13 protein-coding genes are annotated in these 15,155 nt (G+C 63.4%); 3 read left to right on the top strand and 10 right to left on the bottom strand.

Translation table 11 applies throughout. The annotated features are described in order from the left end of the window. The first annotated feature begins 103 nt into the window (after nt 1–103). Entirely contained in the window at nt 104–817 is a 714-nt protein-coding gene (locus AC0NID_RS33045) for a transcriptional regulator NanR (protein ID WP_145713607.1), read from the top strand. Here the strand turns inward: AC0NID_RS33045 and apnL are convergent, their stop codons facing one another. The 7 genes from apnL to AC0NID_RS33010 all read right to left on the bottom strand — a co-directional run bounded on the left by apnL (nt 818) and on the right by AC0NID_RS33010 (nt 8,543). Then, nucleotides 818–2,656 carry a D-apionate lactonase gene (gene apnL / locus AC0NID_RS33040; RefSeq protein WP_473456606.1) on the bottom strand — a complete coding sequence of 613 codons (1,839 nt, stop codon included), beginning with the start codon at nt 2,654–2,656 and terminating at the stop codon, nt 818–820. It abuts the gene before it with no gap. Then, complete coding sequence (locus AC0NID_RS33035; protein ID WP_473456607.1) at nt 2,653–3,690, bottom strand: Gfo/Idh/MocA family protein; 1,038 nt, start codon at nt 3,688–3,690, stop codon at nt 2,653–2,655. Before AC0NID_RS33035 ends, apnL begins: the two co-directional genes overlap by 4 nt. Beyond that, nucleotides 3,690–4,754 carry an ABC transporter permease gene (locus AC0NID_RS33030; protein WP_473456608.1) on the bottom strand — a complete coding sequence of 355 codons (1,065 nt, stop codon included), beginning with the start codon at nt 4,752–4,754 and terminating at the stop codon, nt 3,690–3,692. Before AC0NID_RS33030 ends, AC0NID_RS33035 begins: the two co-directional genes overlap by 1 nt. Further along, nucleotides 4,747–6,303, bottom strand: a complete 1,557-nt coding sequence (locus AC0NID_RS33025) for a sugar ABC transporter ATP-binding protein (RefSeq protein WP_473456609.1) — start codon at nt 6,301–6,303, stop codon at nt 4,747–4,749. The genes AC0NID_RS33030 and AC0NID_RS33025 overlap by 8 nt, the downstream gene beginning before the upstream one ends. Beyond that, nucleotides 6,300–6,959 (bottom strand): DUF2291 family protein, encoded by a 660-nt coding sequence (locus AC0NID_RS33020; RefSeq protein WP_473456610.1) that lies wholly within the window; start codon nt 6,957–6,959, stop codon nt 6,300–6,302. Before AC0NID_RS33020 ends, AC0NID_RS33025 begins: the two co-directional genes overlap by 4 nt. 89 nt (nt 6,960–7,048) lie before the next feature. Beyond that, complete coding sequence (locus tag AC0NID_RS33015) at nt 7,049–7,990, bottom strand: substrate-binding domain-containing protein (RefSeq protein ID WP_473456611.1); 942 nt, start codon at nt 7,988–7,990, stop codon at nt 7,049–7,051. A gap of 397 nt (nt 7,991–8,387) precedes the next feature. Further along, the gene (locus AC0NID_RS33010) at nt 8,388–8,543 is read right to left on the bottom strand and encodes a hypothetical protein (RefSeq protein WP_473456612.1); all 156 of its coding nucleotides are present in this window, start codon (nt 8,541–8,543) and stop codon (nt 8,388–8,390) included. A 362-nt stretch (nt 8,544–8,905) separates the two neighbouring features. On the opposite strand from AC0NID_RS33010, the gene AC0NID_RS33005 reads away from it, so the two are divergent. Then, nucleotides 8,906–10,651, top strand: coding sequence for a polysaccharide biosynthesis/export family protein (locus AC0NID_RS33005; RefSeq protein WP_473456613.1), 1,746 nt, complete (start codon nt 8,906–8,908; stop codon nt 10,649–10,651). A 61-nt stretch (nt 10,652–10,712) separates the two neighbouring features. Then, complete coding sequence (locus tag AC0NID_RS33000; protein WP_473456614.1) at nt 10,713–11,453, top strand: hypothetical protein; 741 nt, start codon at nt 10,713–10,715, stop codon at nt 11,451–11,453. Between the two features lie 181 nt (nt 11,454–11,634). On the opposite strand, the gene AC0NID_RS32995 is transcribed toward AC0NID_RS33000, so the two are convergent. The 3 genes from AC0NID_RS32995 to mtnK all read right to left on the bottom strand — a co-directional run bounded on the left by AC0NID_RS32995 (nt 11,635) and on the right by mtnK (nt 15,147). Continuing rightward, nucleotides 11,635–12,462 carry a phosphogluconate dehydrogenase C-terminal domain-containing protein gene (locus tag AC0NID_RS32995; RefSeq protein WP_473456615.1) on the bottom strand — a complete coding sequence of 276 codons (828 nt, stop codon included), beginning with the start codon at nt 12,460–12,462 and terminating at the stop codon, nt 11,635–11,637. 322 nt (nt 12,463–12,784) lie between these two features. After that, nucleotides 12,785–13,879, bottom strand: coding sequence for an S-methyl-5-thioribose-1-phosphate isomerase (gene mtnA, locus AC0NID_RS32990; RefSeq protein WP_473456616.1), 1,095 nt, complete (start codon nt 13,877–13,879; stop codon nt 12,785–12,787). Further along, nucleotides 13,876–15,147: an S-methyl-5-thioribose kinase gene (mtnK, locus tag AC0NID_RS32985; RefSeq protein WP_473456617.1), complete on the bottom strand. Its 1,272-nt coding sequence runs from the start codon at nt 15,145–15,147 to the stop codon at nt 13,876–13,878. Before mtnK ends, mtnA begins: the two co-directional genes overlap by 4 nt. Between the last annotated feature and the right edge of the window lie 8 nt (nt 15,148–15,155).

Raw genomic sequence — 15,155 nt, 5'->3', positions numbered from 1 at the left:
ATGAGTACATAAGTATTGCAAGCAATATCCTGCTCGGGCAGGCATTCTGGGAATCATGGCGACAATGCTAAATAGACCTCGGTCCAAGGAGTGATTCGCGACGATGAACCGTTCGGAGCCGATCGTCCGGCGCAAGCTTTCCGACGAAGTGTTTTTGAGGTTGAAGCGCTTGATCACCAGCGGTGAATTGGTGCCGGGCGACGACATGCCGTCGGAGCGCGAACTGATGGAGCGCTTCGAGGTCGGCAGGCCGGCGATCCGCGAGGCGATGCAGGCGCTGAGCAATATGGGCCTCGTCGCGATCTCGCATGGCGAGCGGGCGAAAGTGCTGCAACTGACCGCCAAGTCGATCATCAAGCAGGTCGACGGAGCGGCCAAGATCATCCTGTCGTCGTCGAAGGACACGTTGGAGCATCTCAAGAATGCGCGCATCTTCTTCGAGCGCGGCATGGTCAGGGAAGCTGCCGAAAAGGCCACCGCCGAAGACGTGCAGAGGCTGCGGGCGACCGTTGCCGAACAGCGGAGCTTTCGCGGCGATTCCGAAGCCTTCATATCCGCCGACATGAAGTTTCACACCCAGATCGCGGCGATATCCGGCAACCCTATCTATGTTGCCGTCAGTGAGGCGATGCTTGGCTGGCTGAAGGAATACCACACCGAAATGCTGATCTGGACCGGCAAGGAAAAGTTCACGCTGACCGAGCATGAAGAGATCATCGGGCGCATCGAGCAGAAGGATGCTGAAGGCGCCGAAAAGGCGATGATCAAGCACCTCGAACGCTCGCGCGCGCTCTATGTGATGAATTCCGGCGACTGATTACCCGATCCGGGTGATCGCGTAAGGTGCCATCACAAACTGGCGTCGGTCGAGCCTGGAAATATCGACCGGCACATCGCTCGCCGTCAGGTTCGCCAGCCAGACGACAGTCTTGCCAGAGGGAGAACGGGCGGCCACTGCGGCCAACCGCGCTTCGTCGGTTGTGCTCGCCGCCACATGCCGGTGGCCGGCCAGTTCGCAAAGCCCCTTCACGGCATGGAAAATCGGCCGGGGCGTACCTTCTTCGGCCGGTTCATCCGACGACGCCAGCACGCCGAACGGTCCGGTAAAGCTGGAAAGCGTGAGCATCTCCAGCCCGGCCGGCGCGACGCGCGCGGCATAGCCGATTGTCCATGCTGCCGCGAACTGGCCGGCATGGCGCGGATCCCGATTGGCCATGGCGATGCGCTGATTGTGCGGATTGGCCTTGGTCGCGCCGCCATAGGGGTTCTGTCGCATGGGAATCGTCGATGGGCCGATCCGGTAGGGTTTTGCCCCGAAGATCGCCCGTACCGAAGCGGTGATGAAAGGCAGCGCCTCCAGCGATTGCATGACGCTGAGATCGTCGGCGGCATGCACGATCGGGCAGGTGCAGTGGGTGACGAAATCGAGCAGGCCGCTTGGAACGCGCTTGCGGTTGAGTTCGGTGAAATAGCTGAACATGCCGCCGCCGAGGCGGATGTCGGGAAAGGCGCGCCGCGCCGCGCCATAGACGTCTTCGAGCGGCGGGCATTGCGGCCATGCGCTGCCCGGCGGCGTCGACTGCCGGTCGACCGAAGGCGACACGGCGATGGCGGAAAGCTTCAGCCCGGCCTGACGCACCATGCCGGCGACACCGGAAAGCTCGGCATCGAGATCGCCCGTGCCGGAAACCACGCATTCGAGGGTCGTCTCGCCCGGGTAGGCGGCGGCGAGCCGGGCATAGGACTGCAAGGCGTCGAGCCCGTGGCCGCGTGTTGGATCGTAGTGGAACATCAGCTGCTGCGGGCCGAGCGCGGACAGCATCGGCAGGTTTGCAAGCGCTGCATCGGCCTCATCCGGGTAGATGATCACGCCGATATCCGGCAGCACCGGCCCGGCTTCGCCGAGCTCGACGCGGACAGGTTCGGCGGTTGCCGCGGCAGCCGGAGCCTCCACCTCGCCGGAGATGCGCAAGCGGATCGTCTGGCGCAGCGTCTCGCCGGCAGGCAGCACATAGGGCCATGGCAGCGCGAGCGGCCGGACATAGGTCTTGTAGGACGCATCCGACCAGTTGCGCTGGTCCTCCATTTCGAACGCGTCGCCTTCCATCCGGCATTCGGCGGTGACGCCAGGCCGGACCTCATGGGTGATCGCCCGCAAATCCTTGAAAGGCTGCCAGGGGTCGATCAGATGCGGGAGCTTTGTTTCCACCACGCTGCCGTCGGTGTGCTCGACCGTCACCGGGCTGCCGGCCAGCCCGGCGATCGGATGCAGGATGCAGAAGCCGCAGCGATTGGTCTCGAAATCGCTTTCGGGCAGGGCGCTCACGTCGAAGACCAGCTGGCCGTCGGCGGAACCCTCGATCGTCGCGCGAAAGCTGAGCCGGCTTCCCTCTGGCCCGACACAGCTTGCCGAGTAGCTGACGGAGAAAGTCTCGGCGCCCTGGTCGATAGTCAGGTCTGTGAGCGCCGGCTCGTAGGTGCCCCAGTCGCGATCCCTGACGATGTAGGCGATGGCGCGCAGCACTTCGACGCCGTCATGGCGGATGGTGCGCAGATTGCCGTTGACGAAGTCCGCGGTCAGCGAGCCGGCGCGCAGCCTGACCGGTTGGGGCTCGACCGCGGGCGTGCCATAGAGGAGGAAGGCGTCTGCTGTCATCTCAGCAACCCGTCGAGCTGCACCGGCTCCCGGCTCGCAGCACCCGCATAGGCGGCTTCGACCAGCGCCAGGGTCTTGAGATTGTCCGCACCCGAGGTCGCCGGCTCCCGGCCCGTGGCAAGGCAATCGACCCAGTGCTTTTGAATGGCGGCGACGCTTTCCTGGATGTTGTGCCATGGCCGCGACGCCCAGGACAGCAGCGGCGGCGAGACGTCGCTGATCCTCGTGCCGTTCTTGCTGGTAACGGTAAGGCGATATCCCTGCTCGAGCCGGATCGTGCCGTCGCTGCCGTCGATCTCGACCAGCGTCTCCGGAAACGGCTCGGTGGCAAGCTTGGTCGCATAGCTGCAATCAACCACGGACGTCGTGCCGTTCTTGTGGTCTATCAGCATGGTGGCGACGTCCTCGCCGGCGATGTCAGGGTTGATGCGAGCGGTTCGCGTAGTAATAGCCGAAACGTCGCCCAGCAGAAAGCGGACAATGTCGAGACTATGGATGCCGAGGTCCTCGATGATGAAGCGCTTTCCTGTCGCCAGATAGGGCTGGCCGGAAAACACGTCATAGGCCGAGCGGAACGAGATACGTCCGAAGAAGGGCGGGCCGATGTCGCCGCTGTCGAGCACGGCACGCACCGCCTGGATGGGCGACTGCCAGCGAAAATTCTCATGCACCATCAACGGCACGCCGGCGTCGGCGCAGGCCTTCACCATGGCCTTGGCGTCGGCAAGCGTCGGCGCGAACGGTTTTTGGCAGATTGCCGGAACGCGATGCCGCGCCGCCATCTCGACAAGCAGACGGTGGCTCGGCGCGGTGGTGGCGATATCGACGAAATCGAGTTTCTCGCCGGCAAAAAGTGCTGCCGCGTCGGTGTAGCGCCGCGCAATGCTGAACTGGTCGCCGACGACCTTGAGCCGTTCCGGGTCGCGGTCGCAGATGGCGACGATTGCAGCACCGGGAATGCCGCGCCAGGCGTGCATCTGGTTGACGGCAAAGAAGCCGCAGCCAATCAGCGCTCCGCTGAAGGACGCCGCCATCAGCCTGCCTTTGCCATCTGCATCAGCGTCACGCGACTCTGCAGCCGGCGCTGCGCCTGGTCGACGACGACGGCGACGATGATGACGAGACCCTTGATCACCATCTGCCAGAACGAGCTCACCCCCATCATGACCAGCCCGTCGGAAAGAATGCCGATGACGAAGGCGCCGACTATGGTGCCGCCGATCGTGCCGCGGCCGCCCGACATCGAGGTGCCGCCGAGCACCGCCGCGGCAATGGCGTTGAGCTCGAAGCTTTCGCCGGTCGCCGGGTGCGAGGCCATCAGTTCGGACGAGATGATCAGGCCGACGATCGCCGCGCAGAAGCCGGAGAACATGTAGACGAACATCTTCACCATGTTGACCCTGACGCCCGAAATCCGCGCCGCCCGTTCGTTGCCGCCGACGGCGAAGATGTGGCGGCCGAGCGGAGTGTATTTGGCCAGATAGGCCGCCCCAAGTGCCACGACGACCAGAATCCATATTGAGACCGGCAGGCCGAGCAGCCGGCCGGCGCCGAGGAAGCCGAACCCCGTCGTGCCCAGATCGGGTTTGCCCACGAGGTTCGGGAAAGTGCGGCCATCGGACGACAGGAGCGCCAGGCCGCGCGCGACATAGAGCACGCCGAGCGTGGCGATGAACGGTGCGACATTCAGTTTGGTGATCAGCAATCCGTTGACCGCGCCGATCAATATGCCGACCGCCAGCGTGATGAGTGCGATCTCAAGCACGTTGAAATAGATCGTGTAGCCGATCTGCAGGTCGACCCCGTTGAGCACGAGATAGCCGGCCACCATGCCGCACAGGCCGACGATCGAGCCGACCGAGAGGTCGATGCCGCCGGTGATGATGACGAAGGTCATGCCCATCGCCAGGAAGGCGTTCAGCGCCACGTGCTTCGACATCAGGATCAGATTGGCGGCCGACAGGAAGTTGGGCGCCGCGATCGAGAAGAAGATCAGGACGGCGATCAGCGCGATGAACGTTCTCGCCTTCATCAGCGTCAGCAGGACGGAGCCGTTCGAGGCGGAGGCAACAGCAGCCTTGGCCGGGATGTCAGTCATGGGCGTGGCTCTCCGTGTGCGGTACCGGTCCGTGGCCAAGCGCCGATGCGGCGACGAGTGCCGCCTCCGTCGCCTCGGCGCGATCGAACATACCGGTCAGTTTTCCATTGCTCATCACCGCGATCCGGTCGGACAGCGCCATCACCTCGTCGAGGTCGGAGGTGGCGAAAAGAATGCCCAGTCCGTCGCGGGACAGTTTGCGCATGGTGCGGAAGACGTCCGCCTTGGCGCCGACGTCGATGCCGCGGCTCGGCTCGTCCATCAAAAGCACCTTGGGTCCGGTGAGCAGCGCCTTGCCGATGACCACCTTCTGCTGGTTGCCGCCCGACAGCGAGGAGACCTCCTGTGCCGGGTCGGCGACCTTGATCGCCAGTTCCCGCACCATCTGCGTCACCGCCCGGTTTTCCTTGGCACCGCTTATGTGGAACAAACGGACAAACCGCGACAGGCTGGCCAGCGTCAGATTGCTCGCAACCGAGAGGATCGACACCAGCCCCTCGCGCTGGCGGTCCTCGGGGATCAGCGCCAGCCCGCGCCGGATGCGTCGCGTCGTGTCGCGTTCTCTGACCTTCTTGCCGGCGATGAAGATCGTTCCGGTCGCATGGCCGTGGCGTCCCATGATGCAGTCGAACAGCTCGCTGCGCCCGGCGCCCATCAGGCCGTATATGCCGAGGATCTCGCCGGCGCGCAGCGACAGCGAGACATGATCGACCGCAAGCCCGCCGGTGACGCGCGGCAGGCAGATGTCCTCGGCGCGGAATATCTCTTCGCCCGGAACATGGCCGTCGGCCTTGGCGAAGTCCTTGGCGTCCGAGCCGATCATCTCCCGCACGATCCACTGCGTATCGACGTTTTTCATCTCCTCCTGACCGGTGATCCGCCCGTCGCGCAGCACGGTGATGGTGTCGCCGATGCGGATCAGCTCCTCGAGCCGGTGCGAGATGTAGACGATCGCCACGCCGCGCGCCTTGAGGTCGGCGATCACCCTGAACAGGATCTCGACTTCCGCCGCACTCAGCGCCGACGTCGGTTCGTCCATGATCAGGATGCGCGCATCGAGCGAAACCGCCTTGGCGATCTCGACAAGCTGCTGCTGGCCGATGCGCAGGTCCTCGACCAGCATGTCGGGCCGGATGCCGGCTTCCAGCCGCTCCAGGAATTCCGCCGCGCGGCGCTCCTGTTCCTTGCTGTCGATCTTGCGGAACCGGTTGGTGATCTCGCGCGTGGCGAAGATGTTCTCGGCGACGGTCAGGTTGCCGAACAGGTTCAACTCCTGGAACACCATGCCGATGCCGCGGTTCACCGCGTCCCCTGATGACGAGAAGGAAACCTCCTCGCCCTCCAGGAGAATGCGGCCGAGCGTCGGCTGCTCGACGCCGGCGATGATCTTCATCAGCGTCGATTTGCCGGCGCCGTTCTCGCCGACCAGCACATTGACCGCGCCCTTGCGCACCTCGAAATTCGCGCGCTTGACCGCGACGGTGCCAGAATAGACCTTCGAGACATCTTCCAGCTTCAGGATGACGTCGTGATCGATGGCGGCAGTCATGGCTTTGGCCCGATCTCTGCCTCCGCCGGCGTCACCAGCGGCAAGTCCTGACCGCTTCCCACGGCATAGGCGCCGACAACCCTTGCGCTCCGGCCTTCCAGCCCTTCGCGCGGCAGCTTGGAAAGCACCGTCTTGTCGGCATGGGTGTTGAACGCCTTGCCGAACTGGGCGAAGTCGATCTGATTGGTGAAATCGTTGAACTGGATGAAATCGAGGCTGTCGCGCAGCGCGGTCCCACGCATCGCAGGTCCGATCTGCACCCGCGCATCCGCCTTGCCGTCGCCGTCGGCATCGACATCGACCGTCGCCGCGCGCGATTGCGTGTTTGCGGCGACCACTTTGCCTTCCAGGCTCACCGCGAAGGTCCACGGCGAATTCGCCTGCTTGCTTGGATTGCCGTATTTGGCGCCGGCTGCGGCAGGATCGGCCTTCGCCAGGGCGTGAACCTCGGGAAATGGTCCGGCCTTCTGCCGGAGATAGGGCACGACCTTCGTGGTCCAGATATCCCCGACCATCTTGTCCGCATTGAAGGCCGTCGCATTGCCGCCATTTTCCGCTGACGGTGTCGGCAGGATCTTGCAGGCGGTCAGGCCGATGCCGACCACCGCCGCAAGGATCGGCACGGCAGGGATCGGACACGTCAGCTTGTTCAGCATGTCGGCTTGTTCGGCATGGCGGTCACTCAGAGAAATGATGCAAGGGACGAACCGAGATTCGTCCCTTGCGATTGATGTCACGCGCCGGCTCAGTTGGTGAGCGCGAAGGTTTCCAGCTTGGCGGCATTGTCGCCATTGATCAGGACGCAGTCCATCAGCTGCTTTTCCTCGGCCGGAGACTTGCTGTTCTTGATGAGGTCGTTGGCCTGCTCGACAGCCATCTGCGCCTGCGCATAGGCCGGCTGCAGGACGGTCGCCTTGATGCCGCCTGAGGCGATCGAATCGCGCACGTCGTTCGATCCGTCGAAACCGACGACGATGACGTCCTTGCGGCCGGCGGCGACGAGTGCTGCATGGGCGCCCATCGCCATCGTGTCGTTGCCGGAGATCACGCCCTTGATGTCGGGATTGGCTTGAAGGATCGATTCCATCTTGGCATAGGCCTCGGTCTGGCTCCAGTTGGCCGACTGCTGCGCCACCATCTTCAGGTCCGGATAGTCGTCGATGACGTCGTGATAGCCCTTCGATCGAATGCCGGCATTGGTGTCGGATTCCTTGCCGACCAGCTCGACGAAATTGCCCTTCTCGCCCATCAGCTTGACGAATTCCTGCGCGCCGAGCTGGGCGCCCTGGTAGTTGTTGGAGACGATCTGCGCGACGGCGACGCCGGTGGCGTTGATCTCGCGGTCGATCAGGAAGGACGGAACTCCCGCGTCCTTGGCCTTCTGCACGGCGGCGACCGTGGCGTCGGCGCCGGCATTGTCGAGGATGATCGCCTTGGCGCCGCGGCCGATCGCCGTGTCGATCAGTTCCGACTGCTTGTTGGCGTCGTCGTCATGAACCAGCACCAGCGTTTCATAGCCGAGTTCCTTGGCCTTGGCTTCCGCGCCGACGGCTTCCGCCTTGAAGAACGGGTTGTCGTGCGAAGGCGTGATGATGGCAATGAGATCCGCCGCATAGGCGGGGACGGCGGTGCCAAGCGCCAGCATGCCGGCGAAAGCCGCAAGTGTCATTCTGCGAGTGAGTTTCATGAAGTCCTCCCTTTTGAAAGAAGCCCGTGCCTCCGCGGCCAGGCTGAAATGCATCCCAGTTCGTCAGGCGATCGTGTCCGGTGTGGCGGATCGGTCATTTGCCGGCTCACCTGGCGGATCGTCCTGTTCGGTTCCGTCCTCAGGCTGCCCCTCCACCTGCCACCTGCCCAATTTTCGCGCCGGCCTCGGCTGGCCAAAGCCATCTCAACAGCTAAGCCAACTGGTATAATGAGTCAACCACAAATTCAGATGATATGTATCTGATGAACAGTGATCTCGTCGCCTGATACCTGCCTCGTTCTTGACGTGGCCGATCACGAATGTCGACGCGCTGGTGGTGGGGAATGTGGGTAGGGTCTCTCAGCACGACGGTGACCCGGATGGCTCGGTTGTCATTTCAAGGCCAGGCGGCCATCAGCGAGTCACGACCAACACCGATATTGGGTTCGTAATTCCGTCTGGCGATGACAATTTTCACATCTGCTTGCATCCCTGTGAGGAGCACGAAGCCGCTTTTTCGCCCGTGGATGCGATTTAGATGAAGGTCGCCCATATGCCGGTCCACTGAGCCGGCGGCTGGCCAGGCCGGATAACCACCACCGTAAGAGGTATAACGCGCGGGCGGGAGCGTAATAAATAAGTAAAAAAGAGGAGATGCTCCTAAGCTTTATTCGGTGCTCAGCGCTGCGCGCAGGCTTTGCTAGTATTCCTCTTTGGCCGTGTCATTTTTCCCGCGGCCAGCGTGCGCGGGTTTGCTATGAATCCGTTCGCGGCAAGGACTCTCGTTGCCGATGAGGTTCATTTATGAATCATGTGCAGAGTGCCAAGCCGACATCCTGCAGCCCCGCGCCAAACTCTGGTAACCGACGGCATCTGACTTTATTCCATGGCATGTGCGGTGGGAGGTGCAGCGCCATGCTATGCCTCATCTCGTTCTGCCTCGTCCTGATGCTGGAATCTCCGGCAACCGCTCGCTCGAGGACTGTCGAAAAACTTGCCCCGCGAGACACGATCGAACTGCGCGTTTGGCGGTGGACTGCCCTGCGCGACGGCGTTTTGGAGGCGTTGCAGCTCAACAATACTTTCACCATCGACTCAAGCGGCACGCTTGACCTTCCAATGATCGGCAACATTGTCGCCGCAGGTCTGCGTGAGAAGGAGCTGGCAGAGCTGATTTCCGATCGCTTGCAAGCCAGGAGCGGCCGTCAAGAACGGGCGGATACAACCGTCAAACGCATTCAAGATCCGTCCTCGGACATAACCGGTTCGGTGGAACACCCGGGCAAACAAAAAGCGCCCGAAGCGCCGGCGGGCGCGGCCGATGAGAGCCCCTCGGCCGGGGCTTCGGAACGCACCGGTGTCGAGAAGGGCCAGGTCGAGGCGCAACCGAGCGTGCGCGGTTCCGACATGACTTCGGAGCCCGCAGCGGAGCGACAGCAAGCTCTGGAAGGGGAACGGTTGAAGATGAATGCACTGCTGAACGAGCTGTCGGCCGCTCGTTTGGAAATTGCGGCAGCTCGCCGGGAAGCACTTGCGGCTCGCCAGACTGCTAGCAATGGTACCGTCCGATACAATCAGAACCTTGCGACGGAGCGTCAACGGGCCGCCACCTTGATGCAGGAACTCGATGCGGTACGGACCGACCGTGGCGCACTGGAACAGAAGCTCTTTGCGGTACGGACCGACCGCGGCTTACTGGAACAGAAGCTCTTTGCGGCGCTCAGGGAAGTCGACGCGCTCAAGAAGAGCGTGCAGCCGGCTGGCGGCGACCATGAGGCGGTTTTGGGCCGCGAATTGGCGGCGGCGCGAGCGGAACTGGGCGCGATGCAGCGCGGCGCACGCGACGCCAGCGCGCAGGCACGTGCGGTAGCCGACATGATGGCTGGACAAGGACAAGCCCTAAAAGAGCAGCGGCGAAGAGCCGAAGGTCTCGCGCTCGATCTGGAAGTTGCGCAACGCGAAACCAAAGGCTTAAAGGCCAACGCCATTCTCGCGGACCGCGAGAAGGCCGCCGTGCTTGAAGCGCGTCGCTCCATGGAGGCCTCTCTGGCCGAGGCGCGGCGAGCGCTTGATGAGGAGCGGCACAAGGCTGAGCGCTTCGAACGCGAACTCAGCGCGGCGCGCCAAACTATCGACGCTCTTAAGACAAGCGCGAATCTGGCTGCGGTCGCGCGGACCGAGGCCATCAAGGACCGACAGGTGGCCGAGGCGGCTTTAAAGCGAGCTGGCGACGCACTTGAACTAGAACGCGAACGGGCAGATTCAGCCGCACGTGATCTCGACAGTGTTCGCCAAGAACGCGACGCGGCAAAGCTGCAAGCGAGCCGCGTCTCGATGAAACTGAGCGCGGCGTTGGAGCAGGAGCGCAACAAGGCCATGGGTCTGGCCCGCGACCTCAGCGCCGCGCGTAAGGCAATAGACATCGTCAAGGCCCAGGGTGAGCGTCGCACCGAGCGTATGAAGCGCACTCCCAAAGCGCGGGCCACCGCAACTTCACGTACAGATGTGTCTGCACGCTCGGCGGCACGACCAGCCCGTCAACCCTTGCGGGAAACCCACAAAGTGAAGGTCAAAAAGCCGTCGCGACCTGTTGTAATGGCGACCATCGCGCTTCCCGACGCATTGCTCCCGACGCGACCGCCGAAGCCCGGCTCTCGCTAGTGAAGGCTGATCGCTGAGGGAATTTCCGTGAGCCGAAGTACATGGCGCAGGAGGAGTGGTAATGAATAAATACGTCGCAGCCGCATTGACAATCGCGATGGCAATTGGCCCTGCCTCGGCTCTTGATGCGGGGCTTGGCGGTAAAGTTGGCGGTGTCGGTGTCAGTGCTGGTGTGAGCGTCGGCTCTAGCGGCGCCTCTGTGACGGGTGGTGCGAGCGTCGGCGGAGTAGGGGGAGCAAGCCTTGGCGGATCGGTCAGCGCGGGCGGCGGATCACTCGGCGCCGGACTTGGCGTCAGCGGCAGCCTCGGCGACGCCAGCGGGGGCCTATCTGCAGGTGTCGGTGTGGGCGACCATTCGTCCGGATTGGGCACCGCTCCAGGAAGTACGCCAGGCGACCCGTCCGTAGGTTCTGCCGGCATCACGCCAGCCATTGCCAAGGCCAAGGCCGCGAGGCTATTCGCCTTCCTGCCACGCGCCCTCAGGCCTTCCGAAACTGGTCGCGACGTGCTGGCGCCGATCACCAATGGCTATCCGTTGGGACTTTCACTGAAAGCGAAACCCGGTATCCCACCCGCTGTGGTGCTCGCCTGCCGCACGGCGATCGCGTCGGCTGCGAAGCCCCTTGGTGCCGTACGTGTTCACGCGGTAAGCGCAGGTCCGTTGCGCCAGCGACGTCGGGGCGCACTCACGGCGCGGATCGAGGTGCGCATACACTACGCAAGACAGGGCGGCATCGAGGTTCGGCAGGCGCGAGTAGGCTGTCGCCTCGATGCGGCGGGCAGGGTCACCGCGGTGACATAGGACGCGCCGGTCACGCAAAGGCCAGCACGAGAAATCAGTCAGGATCAGCCGGCGTTGCATGAGATTGCCGTCCTCGATGCCGGGCCACAACCGCATTGTTGAGGCTGTAAACCGATCAAATGAAAAGCCGCCCGGGGGCGGACGGCTCAAAATACTTCCATGATTTCCGGTTGCTTCCGCCTCAGGTGATACGCTGGATGCTCGCCGCGATCTCTTCCGGCTCGAAGACCCGCTTCCAGTCGTCGCGCATCAGCACCGGCTTGCCGAACTCGATGGCCTTGTTGCAGGCATCCGAGAAAACGCCCTTGGTCTCGCCGAAGATGACGGCGCCGAGCACGTTCATGTGGCCAAGCAGGAAATCGAGCGCCGCCTGTTGATCGACCCCGCGCGCGACGACCTCGTCGACCGCCTCCTTCATGACGACGAGCAGCGATGCGCAGACAGTCTCGGAAAGGCCGGGCTCGAGCAGCGCCATCTGCTCGACCGTGACGCGATGCGACCGCATGACCGGAGCCCAGATGATCTTGGCGATCGCTTCGCCCTTGGTGAAATCTTCCTCCGGCCCTTGCATCAGCGCGCTGACCATATGCTGCTTGGCCTTGACGCCGCCGAAATAGTCCTTCTTCGCCGCCATGTCGGTCTCGTCGTTGAAGATCGGCGGATGGCACGGATGCGTGACGAAATAGGTCAGGTCCGGCCGCTTCGGCAAATGACCGGCGAAAGGCGCCGCGGCGTCGAGAACGACCACCATGGTACCGGAAGCAAGCTTGCTCTCGATGCTGGCCGCCACCTTGCCGATATGCGTGTCGGGAACCGCCAGGATCACCACTTCGGCGCCATTCAGGGCCTCATCGGCGCTGACCGCGTCGATGCCCAGCCCCGTTTTCAGCCGCTCGCGGCCGGCCTCGCTGACCTCGACATGGCGTATCGTGTAGGGGGAGCCGCGAAAATTGGTCGACAACCGGTAACCCATTTTTCCGCCGGCACCAAACAGCGCAATCGTTGTCATCTAGTCGTCACTCCTGACCTCGAACGGCGGACTTGCCGATCGTCACCTTAGCAACTGGTATAATCACACTACCATGACTTGGCAATCCGAATTGGGACGGAGAACCAGTTCAAGAAGGCCAATTCCATGGCGCTGGCGCGCGGCTGGCTGCACCCGGCTGGCAGCGGCCTTTCGGGATCATAAGCGTGGATCGAGGTCGGAGTGCCCATGTCTTGCAGGCGCAGCCGTGAGGGCAGGTCTTTCCGGGAACCGGCAAGACCGGCAGTCTTGATGTCTCGCCGGTGGTCCGCTGCTACCGTTTCACGTTATGCGGGGAGCCGGGTCAGCCGCGTCCGGGAAACATCGCCTTCAGGCCGTCGCGCGACGCCCTGGCGACGCCGCGTTCCGTGATCAATCCGGTGACCAGCCGCGCCGGCGTCACGTCGAAGGCCGGGTTTGCCGCGGGCGTCGTGTCCGGCGAGATGCGGACCTGCGCAATCTCGCCATTCGCGGTCTTGCCCCAGACCAGCGAGACCTCGTCGCTGGAGCGCTGTTCGATCGGGATCTCGGCCAGACCGTCACCCACCGTCCAGTCGATGGTCGGCGAGGGCAGCGCGACATAGAACGGCACGTCGTTGTCGGCGGCGGCCAGCGCCTTCAGATAGGTGCCGATCTTGTTGCAGACGTCGCCGTCGGCGGTGGTGCGGTCGGTGCCGACGATGACCATGTCGACCTGGCCACGCTGCATCAGATGGCCGCCGGCATTGTCGACGATCAGCGTATGCGGCACGCCGTGGCCGGCCATCTCCCATGCGGTCAACTGGGCGCCCTGGTTGCGCGGGCGGGTTTCGTCGACATAGACGTGAACGGGAATGCCCGCTTCAGCGGCCAGGTAGATCGGCGCGGTGGCGGTGCCGTAGTCTACGGTGGCCAGCCAGCCGGCGTTGCAGTGGGTCAGGATGTTGACCGGCTCCCCGGGCCGCTTGCGCGCCGCGATCTCCCTGATGATGTCAAGCCCGTTGACGCCGATGGCGCGGTTGAGGCCGACATCCTCATCGGCGATTTCGCCGGCGCGCCGGTAGGCGGCATCGGTGCGTTGCCCGGGCGGAAGCGGCCGCAGGACCTTTCGCATCTCATCGAGCGCCCAGCGCAGGTTGATCGCGGTCGGGCGCGTTTCGTGCAAGACCTCCCAGACGGCATCGAGCGCTGCATCCGAAGGGTCGTCGGCCATCTGCATGGCAACGCCATAGGCGGCGGTGACGCCGATCAGCGGCGCGCCGCGCACCCACATGTCGCGGATCGCCGTGGCGATGCCGGCTACGGTGCCGACCTTTTCAACGCGGAAATCATGCGGCAGCCAGCGCTGGTCGATGATCTCCACCGAACGCTCGTCGTCGCTCAGCCAGATGGTGCGATAGTGGCGGTCGCCGACGTTCAAATGCTGCTCTCCCGTTCAATCAGCGCGGCCAGCGTGTTGACCTCGTCGATGCTGTAAATCTGGCGCCGGTTGACGGCGATATGGCGGCCGAATTTCAACGCCTTTGCCTCACATGTGGCGCGCAGATCCTCGTCGGCAATGGTCTCGAAATCGGCATTGTGCGCGAGGCCAAGGATGCGCCGGTGCACCTCGACGCCGGCAAAGCCCAGCATGTCGGTCCAGATCGAATGCAGCATGTGGTCGAGCGCCTGTTCGGCGCCAAGCCTGTCGCCCTGATCCTCGAACAGGCTCTTCTGGTAGAGCATGCCGGTGCGCTCTGTTCGCCACAGATGCGAGAACTCGGTGCGGAACACCGACCACGTCTCGACGGTCACATCGAGCAGATAGGCGCGCATGGCGTCGCGCTTTCCGGTTTGCTCGTGGCCACGCTGCGAGAAGAACGCCATCCAGAAATTGGCAAGCAGCATGCCGACGTCGAAGGCGATCGGGCCGTAGAAGGCGAATTCGGGGTCGATCATCCGCGTTTCTGAGTCGGTGACCATGATCGAGCCGGAATGCAGGTCGCCATGCAGCAGCGTCTCGGCATTGGCCGCGAAGATGTGCTTCAGACGCTGCGCCTCGACCTTGAGGTCGCGGTCGGCGCGCAACTCGGCGACGATGCGATCGAGCTGCGGGCTGGTATGCCGGTTCATCTTGGCATCGAAATAGGGGTCGGAGAAAACCAGGTTCTCGGTGATGTCGCAAAGCTCGACATTGTCGGCGAAGAGCGCCAGATCGGCCTTGCGGTCCTTCGTCGCCATATGCAGATCGGAGCCACGGAACAGGGTGCGAGCCATGAACAGGCCGATGTCCCTGGCGATGTTGGGTAGCTGGCGACCTTCGATCAGCGCCCGCCGCAGAATGATGTGCGGCGACAGATACTCCATGATGATCAGCGCCTGGCCTTCGTCGAAGTGATAGATCGCCGGCACCGAACCGGGCGCCCGCGCCTCCTGCCGTGTCAGCGCGTGATACTCGAAGAAGGAGCGCTTCAGCGGCAGCGGCCAGCTGTCGCCGACCAGGCGAACATAGGGCAGGGCCTGCTTGACGATGGCATTATCCGTTGCGCCCTCGACGATGAAGACCAAGTTCAGATTGCCGTCGCCGACCTCGCGGACCTTCCAGCGGCTTGTCTCCTTGCCGATCCTCGAACACAGCGCCTCGTTGGCGCCGAGACGTGCTGGCAAGGTCTCGACCGACAGTGCTTCGAACGGCAATTTCCCACTCATTCTCACCC

It is taken from the genome of Mesorhizobium sp. WSM4821 (assembly GCF_055901555.1).
The sequence above is the reverse complement of the archived record's forward strand: the minus strand, read 5'-3'. Positions and strand labels throughout refer to the sequence as shown.